This window comes from Bradyrhizobium valentinum (assembly GCF_001440405.1).
Classification (GTDB): Bacteria; Pseudomonadota; Alphaproteobacteria; order Rhizobiales; family Xanthobacteraceae; genus Bradyrhizobium; species Bradyrhizobium valentinum.
In genome coordinates this window covers 126654-152395 of the sequence record NZ_LLXX01000090.1, presented here as the reverse complement: position 1 = coordinate 152395, position 25742 = coordinate 126654, and the positions used below count along the sequence as shown (strand labels likewise).

General features: G+C 63.3%; 25 protein-coding genes and 1 pseudogene. 9 read left to right on the top strand and 17 right to left on the bottom strand.

Going from position 1 to position 25742, the window contains the following annotated elements; genetic code table 11:
• The first annotated feature begins 31 nt into the window (after nt 1-31).
• The 4 genes from metG (at nt 32) to CP49_RS14190 (ending at nt 4383) form a co-directional block, all read left to right on the top strand.
• Entirely contained in the window at nt 32-1966 is a 1935-nt protein-coding gene (metG, locus tag CP49_RS14205; protein WP_082646017.1) for a methionine--tRNA ligase, read from the top strand.
• 14 nt (nt 1967-1980) lie between these two features.
• Complete coding sequence (locus tag CP49_RS14200; protein WP_057850850.1) at nt 1981-2772, top strand: TatD family hydrolase; 792 nt, start codon at nt 1981-1983, stop codon at nt 2770-2772.
• Nucleotides 2769-3566, top strand: coding sequence for an MBL fold metallo-hydrolase (locus CP49_RS14195; RefSeq protein ID WP_057850849.1), 798 nt, complete (start codon nt 2769-2771; stop codon nt 3564-3566). The genes CP49_RS14200 and CP49_RS14195 overlap by 4 nt, the downstream gene beginning before the upstream one ends.
• 184 nt (nt 3567-3750) lie before the next feature.
• Nucleotides 3751-4383, top strand: coding sequence for an antibiotic biosynthesis monooxygenase family protein (locus tag CP49_RS14190; protein WP_057850848.1), 633 nt, complete (start codon nt 3751-3753; stop codon nt 4381-4383).
• Nucleotides 4384-4386: 3 nt separating this feature from the next.
• Here the strand turns inward: CP49_RS14190 and CP49_RS14185 are convergent, their stop codons facing one another.
• The 10 genes from CP49_RS14185 to gvpJ all read right to left on the bottom strand — a co-directional run bounded on the left by CP49_RS14185 (nt 4387) and on the right by gvpJ (nt 12223).
• Nucleotides 4387-6036, bottom strand: coding sequence for an acyl-CoA synthetase (locus CP49_RS14185; RefSeq protein WP_057850847.1), 1650 nt, complete (start codon nt 6034-6036; stop codon nt 4387-4389).
• Between the two features lie 28 nt (nt 6037-6064).
• Complete coding sequence (locus CP49_RS14180) at nt 6065-7963, bottom strand: TRAP transporter large permease (RefSeq protein WP_057850846.1); 1899 nt, start codon at nt 7961-7963, stop codon at nt 6065-6067.
• A 16-nt stretch (nt 7964-7979) separates the two neighbouring features.
• Nucleotides 7980-8999 (bottom strand): TRAP transporter substrate-binding protein, encoded by a 1020-nt coding sequence (locus CP49_RS14175; RefSeq protein WP_057850845.1) that lies wholly within the window; start codon nt 8997-8999, stop codon nt 7980-7982.
• Between the two features lie 349 nt (nt 9000-9348).
• Nucleotides 9349-9654: a gas vesicle protein K gene (locus tag CP49_RS14170; RefSeq protein ID WP_245310682.1), complete on the bottom strand. Its 306-nt coding sequence runs from the start codon at nt 9652-9654 to the stop codon at nt 9349-9351.
• A complete protein-coding gene (locus tag CP49_RS14165; RefSeq protein WP_156438400.1) occupies nt 9651-9848 on the bottom strand; it encodes a gas vesicle protein in 198 nt (65 codons plus the stop codon). Before CP49_RS14165 ends, CP49_RS14170 begins: the two co-directional genes overlap by 4 nt.
• A complete protein-coding gene (locus tag CP49_RS14160; RefSeq protein ID WP_057850844.1) occupies nt 9845-10627 on the bottom strand; it encodes a GvpL/GvpF family gas vesicle protein in 783 nt (260 codons plus the stop codon). Before CP49_RS14160 ends, CP49_RS14165 begins: the two co-directional genes overlap by 4 nt.
• Nucleotides 10624-10947, bottom strand: a complete 324-nt coding sequence (locus CP49_RS14155; RefSeq protein ID WP_057850843.1) for a gas vesicle protein — start codon at nt 10945-10947, stop codon at nt 10624-10626. Before CP49_RS14155 ends, CP49_RS14160 begins: the two co-directional genes overlap by 4 nt.
• Complete coding sequence (locus CP49_RS14150; protein ID WP_028346090.1) at nt 10944-11189, bottom strand: gas vesicle protein GvpG; 246 nt, start codon at nt 11187-11189, stop codon at nt 10944-10946. Before CP49_RS14150 ends, CP49_RS14155 begins: the two co-directional genes overlap by 4 nt.
• Before the next feature lie 12 nt (nt 11190-11201).
• Nucleotides 11202-11936 carry a GvpL/GvpF family gas vesicle protein gene (locus CP49_RS14145; protein WP_057850842.1) on the bottom strand — a complete coding sequence of 245 codons (735 nt, stop codon included), beginning with the start codon at nt 11934-11936 and terminating at the stop codon, nt 11202-11204.
• 20 nt (nt 11937-11956) lie between these two features.
• Complete coding sequence (gvpJ, locus tag CP49_RS49230; protein WP_420807611.1) at nt 11957-12223, bottom strand: gas vesicle protein GvpJ; 267 nt, start codon at nt 12221-12223, stop codon at nt 11957-11959.
• Nucleotides 12224-12662: 439 nt separating this feature from the next.
• Here gvpJ and CP49_RS14135 point away from each other — a divergent pair, with 439 nt between their 5' ends.
• Nucleotides 12663-13865, top strand: a complete 1203-nt coding sequence (locus tag CP49_RS14135) for a M24 family metallopeptidase (protein WP_057850841.1) — start codon at nt 12663-12665, stop codon at nt 13863-13865.
• Nucleotides 13866-13874: 9 nt separating this feature from the next.
• On the opposite strand, the gene CP49_RS14130 is transcribed toward CP49_RS14135, so the two are convergent.
• A complete protein-coding gene (locus CP49_RS14130; protein ID WP_057850840.1) occupies nt 13875-14681 on the bottom strand; it encodes an enoyl-CoA hydratase/isomerase family protein in 807 nt (268 codons plus the stop codon).
• A gap of 133 nt (nt 14682-14814) precedes the next feature.
• Between CP49_RS14130 and nthA the strand changes: the two genes are divergently transcribed.
• The 3 genes from nthA to CP49_RS14115 are packed head-to-tail and all read left to right on the top strand — an operon-like array spanning nt 14815 to nt 16498.
• Nucleotides 14815-15456 carry a nitrile hydratase subunit alpha gene (gene nthA / locus CP49_RS14125; protein ID WP_057850839.1) on the top strand — a complete coding sequence of 214 codons (642 nt, stop codon included), beginning with the start codon at nt 14815-14817 and terminating at the stop codon, nt 15454-15456.
• Nucleotides 15456-16118 (top strand): nitrile hydratase subunit beta, encoded by a 663-nt coding sequence (gene nthB / locus CP49_RS14120; RefSeq protein WP_057850838.1) that lies wholly within the window; start codon nt 15456-15458, stop codon nt 16116-16118. The genes nthA and nthB overlap by 1 nt, the downstream gene beginning before the upstream one ends.
• Nucleotides 16115-16498 (top strand): nitrile hydratase accessory protein, encoded by a 384-nt coding sequence (locus tag CP49_RS14115; RefSeq protein WP_057850837.1) that lies wholly within the window; start codon nt 16115-16117, stop codon nt 16496-16498. The genes nthB and CP49_RS14115 overlap by 4 nt, the downstream gene beginning before the upstream one ends.
• Before the next feature lie 150 nt (nt 16499-16648).
• On the opposite strand, the gene queC is transcribed toward CP49_RS14115, so the two are convergent.
• On the bottom strand, nt 16649-17362 hold the full coding sequence (gene queC / locus CP49_RS14110; protein ID WP_057850836.1) for a 7-cyano-7-deazaguanine synthase QueC: 714 nt from the start codon (nt 17360-17362) through the stop codon (nt 16649-16651).
• Nucleotides 17363-17491: 129 nt separating this feature from the next.
• Here queC and mazG point away from each other — a divergent pair, with 129 nt between their 5' ends.
• Nucleotides 17492-18373 carry a nucleoside triphosphate pyrophosphohydrolase gene (mazG, locus tag CP49_RS14105; protein ID WP_057850835.1) on the top strand — a complete coding sequence of 294 codons (882 nt, stop codon included), beginning with the start codon at nt 17492-17494 and terminating at the stop codon, nt 18371-18373.
• 74 nt (nt 18374-18447) lie between these two features.
• Here mazG and hflX read toward each other — a convergent pair.
• From hflX to ntrC, 5 genes and pseudogenes are all read right to left on the bottom strand, one after another.
• Nucleotides 18448-19826 (bottom strand): annotated as a pseudogene (hflX, locus tag CP49_RS14100) (GTPase HflX).
• Between the two features lie 11 nt (nt 19827-19837).
• Complete coding sequence (gene hfq, locus CP49_RS14095) at nt 19838-20086, bottom strand: RNA chaperone Hfq (RefSeq protein ID WP_006020546.1); 249 nt, start codon at nt 20084-20086, stop codon at nt 19838-19840.
• Nucleotides 20087-20395: 309 nt separating this feature from the next.
• On the bottom strand, nt 20396-21766 hold the full coding sequence (ntrX, locus tag CP49_RS14090) for a nitrogen assimilation response regulator NtrX (protein ID WP_057850833.1): 1371 nt from the start codon (nt 21764-21766) through the stop codon (nt 20396-20398).
• On the bottom strand, nt 21756-24131 hold the full coding sequence (locus tag CP49_RS14085) for a sensor histidine kinase NtrY-like (protein WP_057850832.1): 2376 nt from the start codon (nt 24129-24131) through the stop codon (nt 21756-21758). The genes ntrX and CP49_RS14085 overlap by 11 nt, the downstream gene beginning before the upstream one ends.
• Before the next feature lie 168 nt (nt 24132-24299).
• Nucleotides 24300-25742 carry a nitrogen regulation protein NR(I) gene (gene ntrC / locus CP49_RS14080; protein ID WP_057850831.1) on the bottom strand — a complete coding sequence of 481 codons (1443 nt, stop codon included), beginning with the start codon at nt 25740-25742 and terminating at the stop codon, nt 24300-24302.

The following is a 25742-nucleotide window of genomic DNA, read 5'->3' as shown; positions in this document are numbered from 1 at the left end:
CGACAATCATTGAGTTGAGAAGGAATTCGTGGTGGCGAAGGCTGGAAAGAAAGTTTCGAAAAAGCGCAAGGCGAAGAAGGCTCGCAAGTCGCCGCCCACGCGCGCCAGCAAGAAGGCAGCGAAGAAGCGTGCGGCCAAGAAGGGTGCGACCAAGAGCAAGCGCGTCGTGAAGAAGGCCGGCAAGACTTCGAAGAAGGCTGCAAAGAAGGCTTCGAAGAAGGCCGCGAGGAAATCGACCAAAAAGGTAGCGAAGAAAACCGTCAAGAAATCAGCGAAGAAATCCGCAACCAAGACGCCGATGAAGAAGCGCGCGGTACCGCCGCAAGAAGCGAGTTCTGCGGTGCAGATCGCCTCCGTGGCAGAAAGTTCGAAGCCCGCCGCGCCACGCGCGAAGCCGGCTGCCCAACCAGCGGTGGCTGCCGAGCGCAACACCTATTTCATCACTACCGCGATCGCTTATCCGAACGGCATTCCGCATATCGGCCACGCCTATGAGGCGATCGCGACCGACGCACTGGCGCGGTTTCAGCGGCTGAACGGCAAGGACGTATTTTTCCTGACCGGCACTGACGAGCACGGCCTGAAGATGGTGCAGACCGCCGAGAGCGAAGGCATGGGCGTCGCGGAGCTCGCTGCGCGCAATGCCGGCCGGTTCAAGGAGATGGACGAGCGGCTCAACGTGTCGTTCGACCGCTTCATCCGCACCACGGAGCCTGACCATCATCGTTCGGTCCAGGCGGTCTGGAATCGGATGCAGCAGAACGGCGACATCTATATCGACGTCTATGCCGGCTGGTATTCGGTGCGCGACGAAGCCTATTACGCCGAGGAGGAAACCGTCCTCGGCGAGGACAATGTGCGCCGCGGCCCGCAGGGCTCGCCGGTCGAGTGGGTCGAGGAGAAGAGCTACTTCTTCAAGCTGTCGGCCTATCAGGACCGCTTGCTCGCGCTTTACGAGAGCCAGCCTGATTTCATCGGGCCGGATTCGCGCCGCAACGAAGTCATCAGCTTCGTGAAGGGCGGCCTGAAGGATCTGTCGATCTCGCGCACGACGTTCGACTGGGGCGTCAAGGTGCCGAACGATCCTGAGCATGTAATGTATGTCTGGGTCGATGCGCTGACCAACTACATCACTGGCGTGGGCTTTCCCGACGAGAGCGATCCGAACTGGCGCTACTGGCCGGCGGACGTACACGTCATCGGCAAGGACATCATCCGCTTCCACGCGGTGTACTGGCCGGCATTCCTGATGTCGGCGCGTATCCCCGTGCAGAAGCGGGTCTACGCGCACGGCTTCCTGTTCAGCAGGGGCGAGAAGATGTCGAAGTCGGTCGGCAATGTCGTCGACCCCTTCAACCTGGCCGACCTGTATGGCGTCGACCAGATGCGCTATTTTTTCCTGCGCGAAGTGCCGTTCGGACAGGACGGCAGCTACAGCCATGAAGCCATTGTCGCGCGCATCAATGCCGATCTCGCCAACGATCTCGGCAATCTGGCGCAACGCTCGTTGTCGATGATCGCCAAACAACTCGGCGGCGTGCTGCCGGAGCCCGGCGAGTTCACCGACAATGACAGGGCGATCCTGGCGCAGGCGGATTGCATGCTGGAGGCCTCGCGTACCGCGATGGCGACGCAGCAGATCCATCAATGGCTCAACGCAGTGTGGGCCGTGGTGGCGGAAGCAAACCGCTATTTCGCGGGCGAGGCGCCGTGGGCGCTGGCCAAGACCGACCCGGCGCGCCAGAAGACCGTGCTGTACGTGACGGCGGAAGTGGTGCGGCAGGTCGCCATCCTGACCCAGCCGGCGATGCCGGACGCCTCGAGCAAGCTGCTGGATAGTCTCGGCATCCCCGATGACAAGGAGGCGCGCGACTTCGCAGCGCTTGCCACGCGGGTCAAGGCGGGCACGATGTTGCCGCCGCCGGTCGGCGTTTTTCCGCGCTACGTCGAACCAAAGGTGGATTGAGCCGTTTGCAAGCCATGCTCGTCGATAGCCATTGCCATCTCGACTTTCCGGATTTTGCCGAGGATCTCGACGCCATCGTCGCGCGCGCCGAGACGGCGGGGATCGGCCGTATCGTCACCATCTCGACCCGGGTCAAGCGGCTCGGCGGGCTGCTTGCCATCGCCGAGCGGTTTCCCAACGTCTATTGCTCGGTCGGCACCCATCCGCATCAGGCCGATGAGGAAGACGGCATTCCCGCGAGCGAACTGATCGAGCTGACGAAGCATCCGAAGGTCGTGGCGCTGGGTGAGGCGGGGCTGGATTATTTCTATGAGCACGGCTCCCGCGAGGCGCAGGAGCGCGGCTTTCGCGCGCATATCGCAGCCGCCCGCGCTACTGGCCTGCCGCTGGTGATCCACACCCGCGAAGCTGACGAGGACTGCGGCCGCATTCTCGAAGACGAGGTGGCAAAGGGACCGTTCCGCGCCGTGCTACATTGCTACACCGGCGGGCGGGAGCTGGCGATGAAGGCGATCAGTCTGGGTCTGTCGATCTCGTTCACGGGCATTTTGACGTTCAAGAAGTCGGAAGCCTTGCGCGAGCTCGCCGCCGAGCTCCCGGCCGACCGCATCATGGTCGAAACCGACTCGCCCTATCTGGCACCCGGCAAGTTTCGCGGCAAGCGCAACGAGCCGTCCTACGTGGTCGAAGTCGCCAAGGTGCTGGCGGAGACGCGCGGCGTCTCGCTGGAAGAGATCTCGCGGCAGACGACGGAGAATTTCTTTCGTCTGTTCTCCAAGGTGCCGGCGCCGAAGGCCGCCGCATGACGGTGACGCTGACGATCCTCGGCTGCGGTTCCTCAGCGGGCGTACCGCGCCCGGCACTCGGCTGGGGCGCCTGCGATCCCAACAACCCGAAGAACCGCCGCCGCCGCTGCTCGCTGCTGGTCGAGCGCAACGGCGCGCACGGCACCACGCGGGTCGTGATCGATACTTCGCCCGACCTGCGCGAGCAGTTGATCGACGCCGAGGTCGATCACATCGATGCGGTGTTCCTGACCCATGAGCATGCCGACCAGACCCACGGCATCGACGATCTCCGTTCGGTCGTACTGCATCAGCGCCGCCGCATTCCCGTCTACTTCAATCAGTCGACCGCCAAAGACATCATGGCGCGGTTCTCCTACTGCTTCATCTCGCCGGAAGGCAGCGACTACCCGCCGATCCTGACGCGCCATTCGATCGAAGCGGGCGAGAGTCATGAGACCGAAGGGAAGGGCGGGCCGGTGAAGCTTTCCGCTTTCCTGGTTCACCACGGCAGAATTCCCGCGCTCGGCTTCCGCATCGGCAACGCCGCCTACACGCCCGACCTCCACGACATTCCCGAGGAGAGCTGGCCGTCGCTGGAAGACCTCGACCTCTGGATCGTCGACGGGCTGCGCTATGCCGGTCACCCCAGCCACTTCAGCGTCAATGACGCGCTTTCATGGATCGAGCGTTTCAAACCGAAGCGCGCCGTCATTACCAACATGCATTCCGACCTCGATTACGAGGTGCTGCGCCAGAGCCTGCCGACCGGCGTGATCCCGGCCTATGACGGGATGCGGCTGGAGCTCGGTTAGGCGCTGCAGCCGCAGGGCCGGCTTTTCTCACGATCACATATTCTCGACTAAAAGACACCCCGGCGGGGCCTTTCGCAGGGCCTCATACCGGCCTATGAGGAGATCAAGCTGGCGCTTGAGAACCCAGACGGAGCAGGGTCGGTCGCGCATCGCGCACCCGATCGCAGGCCGCGGAGAAATGTGGATGATTGGCCTGTTCTTTGAAGTCCAGACAAGGCCGGGACACCGCGATCAGTATCTCGATCTTGCGGCCTCGCTGAAGCCAGACCTTGAGGCGATGGGTGGTTGCCTCTTCATCGACCGCTTCAGGAGTTTGACGCGAGAGAACCTGCTGCTGTCTTACCAGATCTGGCAGGACGAGGGAGCTTTAACGGCCTGGCGGGCTCACGCGCGCCATCACGATGTCCAAACCATCGGCCGCGAAAGAGTCTTTTCGGACTATCGCATCCGCGTCGCCCAGGTGATTCACGAAGCAAGGCGGGGGCAACCGATCTGGCAACCCGAGCGGCGCACGCCCTATAACGATCCGGCAAGGCGCGAGCCAACGTACGTTCTCGCCTCGGAATCGAATAATGCCACGCTACCGGCAGAAACCGCATGGCGCCGTGACGCTTTCACAAGCGTCTATCGTGGTGGGCATTTTGCACACCTGATCGATTTACCGGACGATCGAGCCGGCGTCGAATTCGGCTCGCACCTGTTTGCCGATCCGACAACCCAGTACTTTCGCATCTTCGAGGTCATGCGCGACTACGGAATGTACGAGCGGACCGAAGCACCGCAGTACTATCCGCCGGTCACGCTTCGCCCGCAATAACGGTCAGGCCGAAATCGCCTTTGCCGATTCCACCTGGTTGCGCAGCATGAATTTCTGGATCTTGCCGGTGGAGGTCTTCGGGATGGTGCCGAACACCACCGCCTTTGGCGTCTTGAAGCCGGACATGTGGCTGCGGCAGAAGGCGATGATCTCGGCCTCCGTCGCCTTGGCGCCTTCCTTCAACTCGACGAAGGCGCAGGGCACTTCGCCCCATTTGGAATCAGGCTTTGCCACCACAGCCGCGAACAGCACGGCCGGGTGCTTGTAGAGGACGTCCTCGACCTCGACGGAGGAGATGTTCTCGCCGCCTGATATGATGATGTCCTTGGAGCGGTCCTTGATGATGACGTAGCCGTGCTCGTCGAGCACGCCGAGATCGCCGGTGTGAAACCAGCCGCCGGCGAAGGCTTCCTGCGTCGCCTTCTCGTTCTTCAAATAGCCCTTCATCACGATATTGCCGCGGAACATCACCTCGCCGATGGTTTCTCCATCGCGCGGCACCTCCTGCATGGTCTCGGGATCGAGCACCGTGACGGCTTCCTCCAGCGGGTAGGGCACGCCCTGCCGGCGCTTGAGCTGTGCGCGCTGGTCGGCGGGCAGGTCGTCCCAACCCGGCTGCTCGGCGCAGACGGAGGCGGGGCCATAGACCTCAGTCAGGCCGTAGACATGCGTCAGCTTGATGCCGATGCTTTCGGCGCCCTCGAGCACGGCGACCGGCGGTGCGGCGCCTGCGATCAATCCGACGACAGGGCGCGCGGCTTTGCCTTTCGGCGCGCCGGGCGCGTTGATCAGCGTGTTGTAGACGATTGGCGCGCCGCACATGTGGGTGACGCCGTGTTTCGGGATCAGTTCGAAGATCTTGGCTGGATCGACCTTGCGCAGGCAGACATTGACGCCGGCGGAGGCTGCGACCGTCCACGGAAAGCACCAGCCGTTGCAGTGAAACATCGGCAGCGTCCACAGATAGACCGGATGCTGGCCGAGATTGCCGGCCAGAATATTGCTGACGGCATTGAGATAGGCGCCGCGGTGATGGGTCACGACGCCCTTGGGGTTGCCCGTGGTGCCCGAGGTATAGCTCAGCGCGATCGCGTCCCATTCATCGCCGGGCAATCGTGCCACGAAGCCGGGATCGCCCACTGCGACCGCCGCCTCATACTCGATTTCGCCGATCCGCTTGCCGCCCGCGAATGCAGCGTCGTCGACGTCGACGACAAAGGGCTTCGGCTCCTTCATCAGCGTCAGTGCTTCCGCGATTACACCAGAGAATTCGGGATCGACCAGGATGATTTTCGCGCGGCCATGGTCGAGCTGAAAGGCAATCGATGGCGCGTCGAGCCGGATATTCAGCGCGTTCAGGACCGCGCCCGCCATCGGCACGGCAAAATGCACCTCGTTCATGGCTGGGACATTCGGCAGCATCGCCGCGACCGTATCACCGTGACCAATGCCGCGGCCGGCGAGCCAGGACGCAAAGCGTCGGCACCGCGCATAGGTCTCGGCCCAGGTGAAGCTGCGGCCTTCATAGACCGTGCTGACATGATCGGGATAGACGGCGGCGCTGCGCGCGAGAAAGCTCAGGGGCGTCAGCGGCACGTAATTCGCCGGCGTCTTGTCCAATCCGATGGAATACTGGTTCTGGGCTGCGCTCATCGGCTTTGTCCCATTTGAAAAGTTTGACTTACAAGAACCCGATGGAAATCCACGGGAAGATCGCCACGATAATCAGGCCGACCATCAGCGCCAACAGGTAACCCCAGATCGGCCGGATACCCTCGGCCGGATCGACGCGCCCGATGGCGCAGGCCGCATAATAGCCCACTCCGAAGGGCGGCGCGAATAGCCCGATACCCATAGCGAGAATAACGATCATCGCGTAATGGACCTCGTGGACGCCGACCGCACGGGCGATCGGAAACAGAAGCGGCCCGAAAAGGACGATCGCCGGAATGCCCTCGAGCACGCTGCCCAGGATCACGAAGGCCACGATCGACACCGCGATGAACGTGGCCGAGCCACCGGGTAGGCCGGTCATGGCGGCCGCCAGCGTCCGCGAAAAGCCGGATTGCGTGAGTCCCCAGGCCATGCCGGTGGCGCAGCCGATGATCAGCAAGATCGCGCCCGATAGGCACGCGGTCTCGACCAACATGGGCATGATCCGCCGCCAGTCGAAATTGCGGTAGATCAAGAGGCCGTAAATCAGGTAGCCGACGATGAAGGCATAGACGATGCCGATGGTGGAAACCTCAGTGGCGGTCGCGATGCCCTCGACGACGGCGTAGCGGATCACGAACGGCAGCGCGATGGCGGGCAGGGCGATGGCGAACGCGCGGACGATCTCGCCGGCGCCTGCGCGCGTGACGTGCCGCAGATCCTCGTTGCGGTAGCGCCACCACACCAGCACTGAGAGCGTGAGCGCCAGCACCAGGCCCGGCAACAGGCCACCGGTGAACAGCGCCGCGATCGAGACGCCGGTGACCGAACCTATGGTGATGAGGACGAGGCTCGGCGGAATGGTTTCGGTCTGCGCGCCGGTCGCGGAGAGGAGGGCGACCAGATCGCCCGGCTTGGCGCCCCGCGCCTTCATCTCGGGAAACAGCACCGGCGCCACGGCAGCCATATCGGCGGCCTTCGAGCCGGAGATACCCGATACCAGATACATCGCGCCGACCAGCACGTAATGCAGCCCGCCGCGGACATGACCCAGCAGGCTCGCCAAAAACGCCACCATGGCGCGCGCCATGCCGGTCATCTCGATCAAGAGGCCGAGGAAGACGAACAGCGGCACCGACAGCAGGATGAGGTGGCTCATGCCCTCGTCCATGCGGCCGACCAGCACCATCAGCGGTGTGCCCGTGGTCAGCGCCAGATAGCCGTAGGTCGCAAGCCCGAAACCGAACGCGATCGGCACGCCGGCAAACACGCAGAAGCCGGCCACGCCGACAAAAAAGATGATCAGATTGAGATTGCCGAGCGGCTTGAGCGATCCGCTGAGCAGCCAGAATACCGCGATGACAAGCGCGACCGACAGGAGCGCGCCCAGCATGGTCCGTACATTGCCTGATCGGGCCAGCCGCAGGAACGCAAACAGCGCCATCAGGGCGATGCCGACCGGCAGCGCCGCGGCACGCCAGACATTGGTGATCTGCAGCGCCGGCGTGGTGATGTAGCTTTCCTCGTAGGCGTATTCGTAGGCTGGCCAGGCGATCAGGATGAGAAACGCCAGCGCGGCTGCCGTCGCCACCAGATCGAGGTAGGCACGCATGGCGGGCTTCGCGTTGGCGACCACCGCCGTCATCCGCATATGTTCGGCGCGGCGGAACGCGACCGCAGCGCCGAGCATGGCGAGCCACAGGAACAGGATCGACGCCAGCTCGTCCGACCAGATCAGCGGCCTGTGCAGCGCATAGCGCGCTACCACGCCGGCAAACAGGATGACGATTTCGGCGATGACTAGAAGCGCGGCCGGAATCTCGACCAGCATTCCCAGCGCATGTTCGATCGACGCCAGCAGCGGATAGCGGTGAGGGGACTGAGCCACCTCGCCGCCAGCGCCCTCACTCAATTCGGCATGAGCCATAACGGCCGCTCAGACGTTACGACAGCTTGCCGACGGACTTTTCGAGCAGCTCCCAGGGCTGGTCGCCGTATTTGCCTTTCCATTCCGCGTAGAAACCGGCGGAGCGCAGCTTGTCGCGGAATGGCGTCACATTGGGCTGGTTGAAGGTCAGGCCCTTGCCGGCCAGTTCCTGCTGCAGCCCGGCATTCAGCTTGGCCACGTCCTCGCGCTCCTTGACAGCCGCTGCGTTGATGTTCTTGGCGACAATGGTCCTGATATCCTCGGGCAGCTTTTCCCAGGCACGGCGGTTCGCCAGGAACCAGAAGCCGTCCCACATATGGTTGGTCAGCGAACAGAACTTCTGGACTTCGTACAGCTTCGCCGTCGAGATGATCGCCAGCGGATTTTCCTGGCCCTCGACGATCTTGGTCTGCAGCGCGGAGTAAACTTCGCTGAAATTGATCGAGGCGGGCGCGGCATCGAACGCCTTGAACATCGAGGTCCAGAGCGGCGAGACCGGTACGCGGATCTTGAAGCCCTTGAGGTCATCAGGACCGTTGATCGGCTTGGTCGACGACGTGGTCTGCCGGAAGCCGTTGTCCCAGATCTTGTCCATCACCACGAGGTTCGCCTTGGTGATCTCGCCCCGGATATGGGCACCCAGGCCCCCGTCCATGGCCTTCCAGACCGTGTCGTAATCCGGGAACGCAAAGCCGATGCCGCTGATCGATGCCGCCGGCACCAGCGTCGCCAAAATCAGGCCCGACAGCGTGAAAAATTCGACGCCACCCGAGCGAATTTGGCTCAACATGTCGGTATCGGAACCGAGCTGGTTGTTCGGAAAAATCTGCAGGTCGAACCGGCCGTTGGTCTCGGTCTTGATCGCCGCCGCCATTTCCTTGGCGCGGGCGTTCATGGGATGTCCGTCAGGAAGATTATTGGCGTACTTGTAGGTAAATTCCGCGGTCTGGGCCCGCGCCACCAACGGCGCGCCGATGCCGCCCAAAACCGCTGACGCAGCGGATGCCTTGAGAAGCGTGCGTCGTGAAAAACTCATTGGGTTCTCCCTTGAGGGTTGTTGTTCTTGCAATGCCCCGATGTCGCGAGTCATCAGCGTGCCGCGCTTATTGCAGCGTCCGCACGCGGCGGCAACACAGGCTTTGGCGGATCAGGATTGCTTGGGCCAAACGAACGCTCGTACAGCCGCGAAGCTGGCTTGCTAGAAGATCCGCCTAAATATCTGATTTAATTGTAGATATAGATATTCCATAATATACCTTATGCGAATCCCGAATACATCCGGCACTGGCGCCCCCGGCGTCGTTTCGGGTTCGATCTGAGTCATTCGTGCTCTATTTGAGTCTGCCTGGGCAACCAGAATGTGCTCGACGTTAGACTGAGGGAACTCAACGCGGAAGCAGCGGACCGAGAGGTCCCAGGTCGATATTCAGGTCCTCGGCGGCGAGCCCGAAGTGCTCCCGCAGGCACGATATGCGGTTGTCTAGAAGCATCAGCGTCATGCCGACGCGCTCCTCCTCCGCTTCGGTCAAGCCGCCCTCGTCGACACGACGAAGCGCCTGTCGCTCGACGAGCTGACGCAGCAACTCCACGATGGTGAGCACCAGGCGGGCCAGATCTCGTTCGACCGTGTCAGGCGCCATCGAAATGCGCTGGCGCGGCCCCGGCTCATGTCCAGCGACGCCGGCGCTCACTGGTCTCGCTCCGCTGCGCCAGATCGCGTGGTCCGGTCGAGCGACGTGATCAGAGCGCGAAGCGAGATCTGCACCATGTCGATGTCGGCGATCGCCAGCGTGATGTCTCCGGCCAGCACGATGCCACCCGCCAGGAGCCGGTCGAGCAGGTCGACTAGTGCGACCTCTTGGGCCGGGAACGCGGCGGGGCTCACGTGCCCTCCTCGCTGTCGGCGAACGAATAGGGCGGCCAGGGGCCCGTGATCTCGATCGTCACGTGCGGGTTTTCGGCGCCCAGCCGCTGTGCACGGGCGGCGAGTTCTTCGGCGCGCCCCGCATCCACCAGGTAGGCTGCGTTGAATACATTTTCGCCTGGAGCAGCGGACAGCTCGGCGCTCTGCGTTCGGTGTTGGCGGCGATCGACGGCAAGCCCGGCGAGAACGGCATCCATCTGCTCGGCCGCAGTGGTTGCGCGCCGCCACGCGTGCTGGCGCCGATCGCGCTGCTCGCGGCGGTTGCGCAGGTAGTCCCTGCCCGCGCGCGCCGATCCGGACCCGTCGGTTTTCTCAGCCACGGACATGCCGGCAGATGCGCCCGCGTGCTGCACGTAGATCTTCACCCCCACCTCCACGCGGCCCGCGAATCGATCCAGCGTCTCGCGGAAGCGCCGGTACTCCCGGCGTAGCAACTGCGCAACGCGGTCGTCGGTGCGGTGAACGGTCGCAAGTCGGAACGGCAGCGTTGGTGTGCACGCGGCAACCGCCGCCACGACCCTGTGGTGCGCGCGTGCGATTACCTCTAGCTCCGACAGCGTCTCCAGCCTGGCTCGCAGCGCGGTCTCATCGGCTTCGGCAGGTGCAAGCGGACTGACCACGGCGACCAGGTCTTGGTGGCGGACCAGGTGGATCGCGGCGCCGTCGACGCCGACGATACCGGCCGCCTGGGTTGGATTGAACGGGCGCGCGACCGCGTATGTATAGCTCGCCGTGCTCATCGCCGTGCCCCCAGAGTGGCGGTTTGCAGCGCCCTGATCTGCTTACGCAACCGCGCGTTCTCGGCCGCGAGCTGCCGCGGCCGAGGCTGGGAAAGCGCCGGATCGCGCTCCCACCAGTCGATCCCCATCGCCTTGGCCTTGTCCACCGACGCGACCAACAGCCGGAGCTTGATGGTTAGAAGCTCGATGTCGAGCAGGTTGATCTTGATGTCGCCGGCGATGATCAGTCCCTTGTCCAGAACCCGCTCCAGAATGTCAGCCAGGTTCGTCGAAGCACCCTGGCGTCCGTGCCACTCCATCATGCGATCAGATTCAATCATGCGATCATTCCTCGCTTTCGTCCCTCGTCCAGCCGGTCGAGGATCTCGTCCTCGCGTCGATCGAATTCCTCGGCATCGATCAACCCTTCATCCAGTTGCCGCGAAAGCTCGGCCAGCTCGCGCCGGATGGCTGCCGGGCCGCAATGCTGTTCGGCAGCGGCGTCGACGACCCGGTCGATGGTCCACAGCGCGAAGCGGGCCGGCGCGAGCGGCAGCAACAAGACATGCGACAGGAGTCCCACCGCCACGGCCCCTCACACGTCCGCTTCGTTGCCGACGAAGCTGTAAGGCGGCAAGGGCCCGTACAACTCGACGCTTGCGTAGCCGGGCAGCTCGCGGCGCAGCGGCGACAGGGCACCGTCGAAGTCCGCCCGGGCGCCGGACGCCACCAGGAACGATACGTTGACGAAGCAACCGTCGACCGGCGGGCCCCGACGTATCTGCGCGGCATGTGGTTGCAGGCGGGCGATGACCTGGCCTGCGTCACGCGCGCGCCGCTCCGCAACGGCGGCGGCCACGTGCTCGCCGAACGCCACCTTATCCTGGTGGCGGCCGCCGTCTGCGGCGCGAAGTGCGTGATTCCGCGCACGTAACTCGTCGTTCTGAAGCAAGAGGTCGCGGAGAAGGGCTTCCTCCGCATGAATGCCTTTGACGTTGAGCTCGACATGGCCATCGATCCGGGACAGCAATTCGCTATAGCGACGCGCCCCCGATCGAAGCTCCGTCTGCACGGCCTCGTCGTCGGGCGCGACCATCCCGAACCGCATCGGCAGCACGGTGCCGGCTGCGTAGATCCGTCCGATGACCGCATCGTGCTTCACCAGATCGCGCCGCTTCGCGCGCAAGTTCTCCGGCGCGTCGCTAACCACCGCGACGAGATCCTGCTCGCGCACGAGCCGGAGGGCGGGAGCGTGCTCCCCTATCCCCACCGCCCCTTCGAGCGGTAGTGGGTGGGAGGCACGCGTGAGACAGTAGACGTAGCTGCTCATCAGTCATCCTTTCCGTTGCGTCAGCCGATTTCCGTGCGCGCCCGGCCGGGTAGCTCGAGCGGCAGCGCGTCGCCGGGTAGCGAGCGGCCGATCCGGGGGCTGCTGCCGGTGAGTTCGAGGCGGCCACACATCTCGGCGAAGCGCAGGTAAGCATCGACGCCGGCCACGACGACCCGCGCATCGATGGTGACCACCTCGAGGCCGATCACCGACACACGCACGAACACGTCGATGACCAACCCGCGGTCCAGGATCAATTCAACGACTTTGTACAGCTCGCCCGACAATCTGCCCCCGTTTGCTTGAGGCGTTTGAGTCATTGCTATTCCAGTCATACGGTTTGCTCCTTCCGGAAAACACGATTTGTCCTTCCGGAAGCTGATACGCGCATAGCTTCGCATCAGTTTCAAAGCGAGGACGTAAGCCGCGCTGCCGCATGCGCTCGCCGCCAATTTTCACTGTCAGCGCAAAGGGTTTCCGTGGAAAATCGGCGGTTTGACTCGAATGGAACCAGAGTGGACTCGAATGCAGCGGTGAAACAGCCGGTGAACATCTCCGTTTTTTGCTGCCGAGACTCAGATCCAATCAGAAACGACAATCTGCATTGGAGCTCGCCAATTTCATCGCTGGTAGGAACCCCGCTTCCCACTCACAATGCGGCTCCAGACGAAACACAAAGCCCCGAGGCCGGTTGGTTTAAGCCGGCCGCAACGGGAGTTCCTCGTCATGCAAGAACGCGTCAGTCGCCCGACCGAATCTCGCGCCATTCCATTTGACACCGCCAAGCTCGATTCTCTTATGGAAGCGGCTGGTCTCGATATCCTGGTCGCGACGTCCAAGCACAATGTCCAATACCTGCTCGACGCGGAGCGCGCGATCTTCTTCGACTACATGGACGCGCTCGGCGTCAGCCGGTACTTGCCGGTCGTGATCTATCCGAAAGGCGCGCCTGACAAGGCGGCCTATATCGGGCACCGGCTGGAGACGCACCAGCGGGCCGTTGCACCGCTGTGGGTGCCGCAGGTCCGCACCGAGGGCAACGGCTCGGTGGATGCCGTTTCGCTGGCGGCAGGCCTGATCAAGAGCGCGGGCGTACCGATGAAGCGCATCGGCGTCGAAATGCCGTTTCTGCCGATGGATGCCGGCAGGGCCCTTTCGGACGCCCTGCCCGATAGCGAGATCAAGGATGCGCTGCTGGTGCTTGAGCGCCTGCGCGCCGTGAAATCGCCGGCGGAGCTGGCCAAGCTGAAAAAGGCCTCGGAATTGGTGATCGAATCCATGAACGAGGTGATCGCAAATCACGGCCCGGGCACCACCAAGCAGCAGCTTTTCGACGCACTGAGGATCGCAGAGGTCAAGCGCGGATTGACTTTCGAGTATTGCCTGCTGGCCTGCGGCGCCAGCCACAACCGGGCGCCTTCCGCCGACCGCTGGGAGACTGGCGACGTGCTGTCGCTGGATTCCGGGGGCAACTATCACGGCTATATCGGCGATCTGGCGCGGATGGCAGTGCTGGGCGAACCGGACAGCGAGCTCAAGAACCTGCTGGCGGAAATCGAAGCCATCCAGCGGGCCGCATTCGCTGCAGTTCGGCCAGGCGCGATGGGCGGCGAAATCTACGCCGCGGCCGAAAAGCTGCTGGCACAGTCCAGCCAGCGCGACTGCACCGAATTTCTGGCGCACGGCATGGGGCTGGTCAGCCATGAGGCCCCTCGCCTGACTGCCAAGGGTCCGATTCCCTACGACGACCCGGACGCGCGCCGACCATTGGAGCCCGGCATGGTGGTGTCAATCGAAACGACAATGAAACATCCCGCGCGCGGCTTCATCAAGCTGGAGGACACGGTTGCCGTGACACCAGCAGGCTACGAGATCTTCGGCGAAGGCAGCCGCGGTTGGAACATCGGCGGGATTGCACGGGTACGGTGAAGCCGGAAGCTACCGCCCCTTAAACCGCGGTTTTCGCCTCTCCAGAAACGCTGCGACGCCTTCCTTGTGATCCTCGGTCATGCTCGCCAGCGCGAACTGATCGACGTCCATGTGACTGGCGAGATCGTCGAGCGCGTGAGCCAGGCGGTTAACCGTCAGCTTGGTCATGGCAACCGACAGCGGCGGCTGCGCAGCGACCTTGGTGGCGAGCGCCATCGCGGCGTCGAAGGCCTTGCCGGGATCGGCCAGCTCTTCCACCAGACGCCATTCGTAGGCCTCGGAGGCCGAGATGCGCTGGTCGGCCAGGATCACGGCCTGCTTGGTGCGGGCCGGTCCCATCAAATGCAGCATCCGCGGCACGCTTTGCCAGCTCATGTTCATGCCAAGCCCGATCTCGGGCACGCGCATGTGGGCGTCTCTGGCCATCACCCGGAAATCCAGCGCGACCGCCAGCGCCACGCCGCCGCCGACGCAAAAGCCCTCGATGGCGCCGATCGTGATCTGTTCCATGTCCTGCCAGGCGCGCGTCAGGCGTGGTCCGAGCTTCAAATGCCGGCGCAGCGCGCCAAGGTCCATCGACTTGCGAGAGCGGCCTTCGGGATCCTTGAGGTCGAAGCCGGCGCTGAACGATTTGGCGCCGCCGGTCAGCACTACGACCGACGTCGCGGCGTCATCCTCGAAACTGCGGGCTGCGTCAGTAAGCTGACGCATTGCCTCCGGCGACAACGCATTGATGCCGTCGCCGCGGTCGAAGCGCACGACCGCGATGCGACCATCCGGACCTAGCCCTTTCTCGATCTTCACAAACTCGGCCAATGCTGTGCCTCCCTACCCGTCATTTTTCCGAACTCTAGCCGAGAAACGTGCACCCCTGCCCTGATCCCATCGGCAAAATGCTAGCAGAGTCCCTGCCTCGACATAGCCAGGATTTTGGGCCTATCCTGACGCCATGAGCGACCATGACCACCACGGCCATCATCACCACCACGATCACGACCATTCCGAGCTGTCGGAGACCGAGCTGCGCGTGCGCGCGCTGGAGTCGATCCTGACCGAGAAGGGCTACGTCGATCCAGCCGCCCTCGACGTGCTGATCGATCTCTATGAGAAGAAAATAGGCCCGCGCAACGGCGTTCGCGTTGTCGCGAAGGCATGGAGCGATCCGGCCTACCACGCCCGCCTTATGAAGGACGCCACTGCGGCGATCGCCGAGCTCGACTATTCCGGCCGCCAGGGCGAGCACATGGTGGTGGTCGAGAACACGCCCGACCAGCACAATATGGTCGTGTGCACGCTGTGCTCCTGCTACCCGCATCCCGTGCTGGGGTTGCCGCCGGTCTGGTACAAATCCGCGCCCTATCGCTCGCGCGCCGTCTCCGACCCGCGCGGCGTCCTGAAAGACTTCGGCGTGACGCTGCCGGACACCACCAAGATCCGCGTCTGGGATTCCACGGCCGAAATCCGCTACCTCGTGCTGCCGATGCGCCCTGCGGGTACCGAGGGCTGGAGCGAAGAACAGCTCGCCGAACTCGTCACCCGCGACAGCATGATCGGCACGGGCCTGCCGAAACAGCCGGACGAGATCGACTGATGGACGGCGCGCATGACATGGGCGGCGCCAAGGGCTTTGGCCCCGTTGTAGCAGAGCCGAACGAACCGGTGTTTCACGAAGACTGGGAGCGCCGCGCCTTTGCGCTGACGGTCGCGATGGCGCGCCCGGGCGGCTGGAACATCGATATGTCGCGGTTTGCGCGCGAGAACCGACCGCCCGAGGATTACCTCAGCAAGAGCTATTTCCAGATTTGGCTGGCCGGGCTGGAAACCTTGATGATTGAGCGCGGACTGGTGACGCGCGAGGAAATCGAGAGCGGCAAGGTGCTGTCCCCACCCAAGCCTGGCATCAAGGCGATTGCCCCGACTGAAGTCACGCCGGCGATCCGGCGCGGCGGCCCGACCGAGCGCGAGGCAAAAGCGCCCGCGATGTTTGCGATCGGCGAAGCCGTGCGGATGAAGGACATCCACCCGGTAACGCATACACGGCTACCGCAATATGTCCGTGGCCATCTCGGCACCATCGAGCACAATCACGGCTGCCACGTCTTTCCCGACACCAACTCGCTCGGCAAAGGCGAAGACCCGCAATGGCTCTATACGGTGCGGTTCGACGGGCCGGAATTATGGGGCAAGGACGCCGACCCGACGCTCAGCGTCTCCGTCGACGCCTGGGAATCCTATCTGGAGCGCGCGTCATGAGTTTGACTCCACAGCAGGCCGTGCAAGCAGCGGTCGCCGTCCCCGGCGTGCCCCGCGACGAGGACGGCCCGGTGTTTCGCGAGCCATGGGAGGCGCGCGTGTTCGCCATGGCGCTGGCGCTGCACGAGGCCGGCATCTTTACGTGGAAGGAATGGGCGGAGACGCTGGGCGCGCAAATCAAGCGCGCGCAGGCCGAAGGCGACCCCGACACCGGCGAGACCTATTATCGGCACTGGCTCGCCACGCTGGAAACACTCGTCGCCGCCAAGGGCGTCGCGACGTCGGATCTCCTGCATCGCTACCGCGATGCCTGGGACCATGCCGCCGACCGCACGCCGCACGGCGCGCCGATCGAGTTGAGGTCGGAAGATTTCGGCTAGGATGGTTCGTCGTCCCTGCGGACGCAGGGACCCATAACCACCGGCGTCGATTGATTGAAGCAAAGCCGGCTACGAATTTTTCGAACAACTTGGGCCGCGGCGTATGGGTCCCTGCGTTCGCAGGGACGACGTGAAGAGAGCTTTTTTGATTCAGGCTCGCTCCGCATATTCCCGCCAACCCTTCGCCCGCAATGCGCAGGCCGGGCATTCGCCGCAGCCATAGCCCCAATCGTGCTGCGCGCCGCGCTCGCCGAGATAACAGGTGTGGGAATGCTCGCGGATCAGATCGACCAGCCCTGCCCCGCCGAGCTCATGGGCGAGCTTCCAGGTCGATGCCTTGTCGAGCCACATCAGCGGCGTATGCAGCTCAAAGTTCTTCGCCATACCGAGATTGAGCGCGGACTGCAGGGCCTTGATGGTCTCGTTGCGGCAATCCGGATAGCCGGAATAGTCCGTCTCGCACATACCGCCGATGATGTGGCGGATGCCGCGCCGGTACGCCAGCGCCGCCGCGAAGGTGAGAAACACCAGGTTGCGGCCGGGCACGAAGGTATTGGGCAGACCGTCCTCGCCCATGGCAATGGCGACATCGCGCGTCAGCGCGGTGTCGGAAATCTCTGACAGCGTCGGAATCTCCAGCGTATGGCTTTCGCCGAGCTTTGCCGCCCAATCGGGCCGCAGCGATTTGATGCCCGAGAGCAGCCGGTCGCGGCATTCAAGCTCGATGGCGTGGCGCTGGCCGTAGCTGAAGCCGAGCATTTCCACGCGCGCAAAGCGCCGCAAGGCCCAGGCCAGGCAGGTGGTGGAATCCTGTCCGCCGGAGAACAGCACCAGCGCGGTTTCGGACGATGATTGGTCGCTCATAGGGGGCCAATAGCATTCCCGGGCCTCAAGGCCAATCGGTGGAAATTATCGCGATTTCGGCGCGTTCCGCTGGGATCGGCCCGCCGCTTCCGGCATAAAGCTCTCGTCCTCCCTGGCGACGGAACTCCCATGACACCTTCCCGCGATATCTCACGGCTGCTCGAAATCATGGCGGCGCTGCGCACTCCTGTCACGGGTTGCCCGTGGGACCTCGAACAGAACTTTGCGACAATCGCGCCCTACACCATCGAGGAGGCCTATGAGGTAGCCGACGCAATCACACGCGGCGATTTCGATGACCTCCGCGAGGAACTGGGCGATCTCCTGCTGCAGGTCGTCTATCACGCCCGCATGGCGGAGGAGCAGAACGCGTTTGCCTTCGGTGACGTGGTCGAGGCGATCACAAGGAAGTTGATACGCCGTCATCCGCATGTGTTCGCCGACAAGGACGGCAATATCGCCGCCGCCGGCGTCAAGAGCGCCTGGGAGCGCATCAAGGCCGAGGAAAAGGCCGAGCGCGCGGCGCGGCGGCCACCGGAAGAGACGACCCACAAATCCCTGCTTGCAACCGTCAAGGCCGGCCAGCCCGCCTTGACGCGCGCGATGGAACTGCAGCGCAAGGCGTCAACCGTCGGCTTCGACTGGAACGACCCGCGTGCGGTGCTGAGCAAGATCCGCGAAGAGGCCGATGAAATCGAAGCGGCACTCGACGGCAACAATGCCGACGAACTCGCTGAAGAAACCGGCGACCTCCTGTTCGCGCTGGTTAACCTGGCCCGCCACGTCGGCGCCGATCCGGAAGCCGCCTTGCGCGGCACCAACGCCAAGTTCGAGCGGCGCTTCGCCTATATCGAGCGGGCGCTCTCGGCAAAAGGACGTTCACTCGAGGACGCGACACTGGAAGAGATGGACGCACTATGGAATGAGGCCAAGGGTGCAGGGCAACCCCAGTCGTCGTCCCGACCAAGCGAAGCGCGAGCCGGGACCCATACCGCGGAATCTCGCGATTAGGCACGCGGCCAATACCGCTCGCAAAATCACTGCCGGCGGCTCTGGGTCCCCGCTTTCGCGGGGGGCGGCACCTGCTATGGGGCGGAATGCGGCACGGCATCGAACCTGGACACCACGATGTCGCGCTTGGTCTCGTCGACACGCACGGTCATGTCGAAGCGCCCGTCATGCAACTCCTTGTTGAGCACCTCGGCATTGCGATGCAGCCAACTGATGCCGGCGCCATCGGAAGCATCGACCGACAGATCGAGCGTGGTACGCGTTGCCGCCAGCCGATCTTCGATGGCGGTCAGTAGCTCGTTGACCCCCTCCCCGGTTTCGGCCGAGACCAGGAAGCACGGCCGATCCGCCGGACGGCGAGACGCGATGTTGCGCAGGTTCTCCCGCTCCTCGAGATCGAAGCGATCGATCTTGTTCCAGACTTCGAGGATGCGCGCCCCAGAGTCGGGATCGATGCCGAGCTGACGCAGCACGGCATCGACGTCACGCTCCTGCGCCTCCGCGTCCTCATGCGAGATGTCGCGGACGTGGAGAATGATATCGGCCTCCAGCACTTCTTCCAGCGTCGCGCGAAACGCAGCGACGAGTTGCGTCGGCAGGTTGGAAATGAATCCGACGGTGTCCGACAGCATCGCCTTGCCGCCATGCGGCAGGCTCAGCGCACGCAGGGTCGGGTCGAGCGTCGCGAACAGCATGTCGGCCGCCTGCACGTCGGCGCGCGTGAGCCGGTTGAACAGCGTCGACTTGCCGGCGTTGGTGTAGCCGACCAGCGCGACCACGCGATACGGCACCCGCTGCCGGCCGGCGCGATGCAGTCGCCGCGTTGCCTGCACCTTCTTCAGTTCGTTTTCCAGCCGCGTGATGCGATCGCCGATCAGGCGACGGTCGGCTTCGATCTGGGTCTCGCCGGGGCCGCCCATGAATCCGAAACCGCCGCGCTGGCGCTCCAGATGGGTCCACGACCGAACCAGCCGGCTGCGTTGATAGTTCAGATGTGCGAGCTCGACCTGCAGCGCGCCTTCCTTGGTCTTGGCGCGGCGGCCGAAGATTTCCAGGATCAGCCCGGTGCGGTCGAGCACCTTGGTGTTCCAGGCCTTCTCGAGATTGCGTTGCTGGATCGGCGACAGCGCACAATCCATCACCACCAGTTCGATATCATGACCTGCAATGAGCCCCGTGATCTCCTCGACCTTGCCCTTGCCGAGATAGGTAGCGGGCCTGATCTGGCTGATGGGCGCAATCAACGCGTCTGATATCGTGAGGTCGATGGCCCGCGCCAAGCCTGTTGCTTCCTCGAGCCGGGCCTCGGAATCGCGCACGACATCATTCGCCTGCGCATCGGCATCGCCGCGGCGCATTCGCAAATTGGGCCGATGACGATCACCCGCCCGGTTTGTTTAGCCCCCGCCGACCGCGGACGGTCGGCGCTCCCTTCACGGTCGCGGGGTTCCAATCAGTTCACTCTCAAGCCGGAGCATCCTCGCCGCCTTCGAACAACTGAATGGGGGCTCCCGGCATGATGGTCGAGATCGCATGCTTGTAAACAAGCTGTGAATGACCGTCGCGCCGGAGCAACAAGCAGAAGTTGTCAAACCAGGTGACAATTCCCTGCAGCTTTACTCCGTTGACCAGAAAGATCGTTAGTGGCGTTTTTGTTTTACGAACGTGATTTAGGAAGGTGTCTTGTAGGTTTTGTGCGCGGTCTGCCGCCATTGTTTTTGTCCCGCCGTCTCGTGCTTCTTTTTGTTAAGCCGGTTGTTGCTCTCTCACGGAGCCTGCCCCGACTCGCCGGCTTCCCCTGAGATCCCCCTCCGGTCGGCTCGGCCGTACGATTTACGATTAGAGGGTACGCGCGGTTTTTAGGCAAGCCGGTTCGGGCCTGGCCTAGCCGGAACCCAGTGGCCATTCTCCGTAAAAGCGCCGAAAGAGATAAATATTCCAAAGCAAGTGCATGGATCGGCTCAAAGGAAGCGAGTGACCAGCGGATTTCGGCAAGTATCGAACAATCGATTCACGTAGGCGTCAGCCAACCCCGAGCGCCTTGAGCTTGCGGTGTAGCGCCGAACGCTCCATGCCGACGAATTCGGCGGTGCGCGAAATGTTGCCCGAGAACCGGCTGATCTGTGCGATCAGGTAGTCACGCTCGAACACTTCCCGCGCCTCGCGCAGCGGCAGCCCCATGATATGCTCGCCATTGTTGCTGGTCGGCATCGCCGGCACCATCGAGCCCACGTCCTGCGGCAGCATGTCGGCGGTGATGATCGCTTCAGGACCGCCGCCGGCGAGAATCATGACGCGCTCGACATTGTTGCGGAGCTGGCGGACGTTGCCGGGCCAGACATGCGACTGCAACACGGCCATCGCATCCTGGCCGATCTGCCGCTTCGGCAAGCCCGTCGCCGCCGATATCTGATCCATGAAATAGTCGATCAGTTCGGGGATGTCCTCGCGGCGTTCCGACAACGGCGGTACCCGGATCGGTACCACCGACAGCCGGTGGTAGAGATCCTCACGGAACCGCCCTTCCGAAATCTCTTCCTCCAGGTTGCGCGCGGTCGAGGAGATGATGCGGACATCGACGTGAATCTTGGCGGTGCCGCCCGAACGCTGAAAGGTCTGATCGACCAGCACACGCAGGATCTTGTTCTGGGTCTCGCGCGGCATGTCGGCGATTTCATCGATAAACAGCGTGCCGCCGTGCGCCTCTTCCAGCGCGCCCGGCTTGCGCGGCTGTTCGCCGTTGGTCTGTTCGATACCGAACAATTCGACTTCCATCCGCTCCGGCGTGATCGCCGCGGCGTTGATGACGACGAACGGGCCTTCTGCACGGCTCGATGCATTGTGCAGCATACGCGCGGCCAGTTCCTTGCCTGAACCGGAGGGGCCGACGATCAGGATGCGGCTGTTGGCCTTGGCCGCGCGGTCGATGGTCTGGCGCAACTGGTTCATGCAGGCGGAACGCCCGGTGAGAATGCTGGCGGTAGGAGCCAGTTGCTTGAGTTCCTTCACCTCGCGCTTGAGCCGCGAGGTCTCGAGCGCCCGCGTCGCCACCAGGATCAGCCGGTCGGACTTGAACGGCTTTTCGATGAAGTCATAGGCGCCGCGCTTGATCGCAGCCACCGCGGTTTCGATGTTGCCGTGGCCGGATATCATCACCACGGGAACGTCGGCGTGATCCTTCTTGATCTGCTCCAGTAATTGCAGGCCGTCGAGCTTGGAGCCCTGCAACCAGATGTCGAGAAACACCAGATGTGGGCGGCGGTTGGAGATCTCGGCCAGCGCCGAATCGCTGTCGCGCGCGGTACGGGTATTGAAACCTTCGTCCTCCAGGATGCCCGCAACGAGGTCGCGAATATCGGCTTCGTCGTCGACAATCAGAATGTCACTGGCCATGGGTTACACCTGTCTTGTCTGTTGCCCGTTGCGGCTTCGGTTCTTGTTTCATCTTGGTCGCGGGTGCCGCCTCATTGGTTTCGCCTGACGACGCTTTTGTTTCGTCAACCTGTGGTTTTGCGTCCGAATTCGGCTGTTTCACTTCCACCTTCGGCGCGTGACCTGATACGGCGAACCGCAGCCGCATCCAGGCGCCGCGCTGCCCGGGCCGAAAATCGGAAGCATCCTTGAGTTCGATGCGGCCGCCATGGTCTTCCAGCACGCGGCCGACGATGGCGAGCCCGAGCCCGGTGCCCTTCTGGCGCGTCGTCACGTAGGGCTCCAGCAACCGCGAACGGCTCACCTTCGGCAGGCCGATACCGTTGTCGATCACGTCGATCACGATGTCGTCGTTTTCGCGCGCGGCAATGACGTCGATGCGTCCCTTGCCGAGTTCTTCCGGCGGCACCTGCTCGATCGCCTCCGTCGCGTTCTTGATGATGTTGGTCAGCGCCTGCGAAATTAGCCGGCGGTCGAACTGGGCGCGCATCGGATCCTGCTTGATATCGGCCTCGATATCGAGATCGGGATGCCCGACCTTCATCAGGAAGACCGCCTGCCGCACAGTGTCGGCGACGTCCTCGCCTTCCATGACGGGCTTGGGCATCCGCGCAAAGCGTGAAAACTCGTCAACCATCCGCCTGATGTCGTCGACCTGTCGCACGATGGTGTCGGTACATTGTTCGAAGATGTTCTTGTCTTCGGTGATGACCTTGCCGAATTTGCGGCGGATACGTTCGGCCGAAAGCTGAATCGGCGTCAGCGGGTTCTTGATTTCGTGGGCGATGCGGCGCGCAACGTCGCCCCACGCCGAGGTGCGCTGCGCGGAGACGAGCTCCGTAATGTCGTCGAGCGTGATGATGTAGCTGTCGCGTGACTGGCTGGTCTGCTCGGCGCTGACGCGGACCGACAGATTGCGCTCATGGCCGTCGCGCGTAATCGTGATCTGGCCCTGCACCAGGCGCTGCGTGCCCTCACGCGCGGTCTTCATCATGTCGTCGAGTTCGGGCAGCACGTCCGAAAGAGGATGGTCCAGCGTCTCGGATTCGGCATGGCCGATGAGTTTCTCGGCCGAGCGGTTCAGGATGCCGACGCTACCCGACGCGTCGACGCCGATGATGCCGGCGCTGGCCGAAGACAACACCGCCTCGATGAAACGGCGGCGGCTGTCGATCAGGTCCGACGCGCTGACCAGCTCGTCGCGCTGGGTGCGCAATTCGGCCGTCATCTTGTTGAAGGTCTCGCCGAGATGCGCGAGGTCGCCTTCGGATTTGTGGACCGGCACCTGGACATGCAAATCGCCGGTCGAAACGATATTGGCCGCGCTCATCAAATTTCGGATCGGCGCCACCAGCCAGTTGGCGAAATTCAACCCGATCAGCACGGACGCCATCAGAATAGTGAGCGCGATCACTGCAAACATCAGCGCGAAGGCGACCTGAATGCCGAGCCGGCGGGCTTCGATCTGCGCGTATTCAGCGACGCTGGCCTGGGTCTGCTTGAGCTGGCTGACCACCCGCGGGTCGAGCAGCCGGGCAACGTAAAGAAAAGTGTCAGCGAAGCCGCGCAGGCGAATCACCGCTGCGACGTAGTTTTCTTCCGGGAATACCGCGATCTCCGGTTTGGTTTCGCCGACATTGCTGAGGAACTCCTGCGGCGGCGTCGCGAATTGCTGCTGGATGCCGGTTTGCGCCGTCACCAGAACCTTGCGATCCTTGTCGATCAACATCGCGCCCGGCAAATTGCGCAAGGCCGCGTTGTTCGTCAGCAACTCGAAAAACGACTGCCGGTCCTGGTCGAAAAGTGGCCGCGCATTGGAAAGATCGTTGGCCATCCCCAGAATGTCGCCATTGATGAGATAGGCGTGCTCATTGACATAGGCATGGGCAATGTTCAGCGAGTTCTCGATCGCCGCTCGCGTCGGCCCGGAAAACAGCCTGTCGAGGCCACGATCAAGGGTGACATTGGCGACAATGGCAACCACAACCGCCGGCAACACCGCAATGACGGAGAACAGGCTGACGATCTGGACGTGCAGCCGTGCCGCGGCCCGGCCACGCCGCCGCGCCTGAATCACCTGCCAGACTTCGCGGATGATGATCGCGACCAGCAGCAGGATGGTCGCCGCATTGATCAGCAGGAACGAATAGACCACGTGGCGGGTCGGCTCGATCGGCGTCAGACCGCTCAGGACCACGAAGGTCAGAAACGCCGACAGCAGCGCGATCGCGACGGCAACCGGCGCCACCCACTTCCGCAGGATCCCCCCTCCGGATTCGGCATGCGATGGATCGAACGATGGTGCCGAGGTCTCTGCGGTGGTCATTCCGGCAATCGGTGAATTGAAAGGGCTTTGTGCCCGCCTGTCGCGGACTGATGCATTCATATCACAATGTTGCCGAATTGCGACAATTCCGCGGCCATCCGACCGCTAAAGCGATCGATCCCCAGCCGCATCACCCGTTTTCATTGCGGAAGGAGGCAGGTGCAATCCCTAGCCGCCGCTCCGGTAAACCTGAATGTCGAGATCCCTGATCTTCTTTCGCAGCGTATTGCGGTTAAGGCCGAGCAGGTCGGCCGCGCGGATCTGGTTGCCCCGTGTGGCCGCCAGCGCCGCGGTGAGCAGCGGCACCTCGATCTCCTTGAGGATGCGGTGGTAGAGGCCCGGCGGCGGTACGCCGTTCGGGAAGCCGGAGAAGTGCGAGGACAGGTAGGCTTCGACCGCGCCCCCGAGATTCTCCACGCCAATCGGGACGTTGCCGCCCGAGGTGACCGCCGGCGGCGCCAGCTCGCCATCGATGACTGAAGCCGTAATGACGTCCTGCGGATAAAGCGCGGCCAGCCGGCGCGCAAGGTTTTCAAGCTCACGCACGTTGCCGGGCCAGCGGTGCTGTTTGAGGCGTTCCAGCGCCAGCGCGTCGAGTTTCTTCGGCGGCAGGCCGTCTTTTTCGGCGAGCGAAAAGAAATGCCTGATGAGATCGGGCAGATCCTCGATCCGCTCCCGCAACGGCGGCAGGCGCAGCGGAACCACGTTCAGGCGGAAGAACAAATCCTCCCGGAACAGGCCCTGCTGGATCAGGATGCGCAAATCCTTGTTGCTTGCCGCCACGATCCGAACGTCGGTCTTGATCGGGGTGCGCCCGCCGACCGTGGTGTATTCGCCCTGCTGCAGCACGCGCAGCAACCGCGTCTGCGCCTCCATCGGCATGTCGCCGATTTCGTCGAGAAACAGCGTGCCGCCTTCGGCCTGTTCGAACCGGCCGGAAGCGCGGGTATTGGCGCCGGTGAACGCGCCGCGCTCATGGCCGAACAATTCGGACTCGATGAGGTCACGCGGAATCGCCGCCATGTTGACGGCGACGAACGGTCCGTTTCGGCGCTTGCCGTAGTCATGAAGCGCGCGGGCAACCAGTTCTTTGCCGGTGCCGGACTCGCCGGAGATCATCACCGTGAGGTCGGTCTGCATCAGCCGCGCCAGCACCCGGTAGATCTCCTGCATCGCCGGCGAGCGGCCAACCAGGGGGATCGAATCGAATTCGGAGTCATCGGCCGCGCTCGTCACCCGCTCTTTCGGCTCGGCAAGTGCGCGGCCGACGATGGTGATGAGCTCCTTCAGGTCGAACGGTTTCGGCAGATATTCATAGGCGCCGCGTTCCGACGCCCGGATCGCCGTCATGAAGGTGTTCTGTGCGCTCATGACGATGACGGGAAGGCTCGGTCGCATCTTCTTGATGCGCGGCAAGAGGTCGAACGCGTTCTCGTCGGGCATCACCACGTCGGTGATAACGAGATCGCCCTCGCCCTGGCTGACCCAGCGCCACAGCGTCGCGGCGTTCCCGGTCAGGCGAACTTCATATCCGGCGCGCGAAAGCGCCTGGTTCAGAACCGTGCGGATGGCGGTGTCGTCATCGGCAACGAGTATGCTACCTGCGGGCAT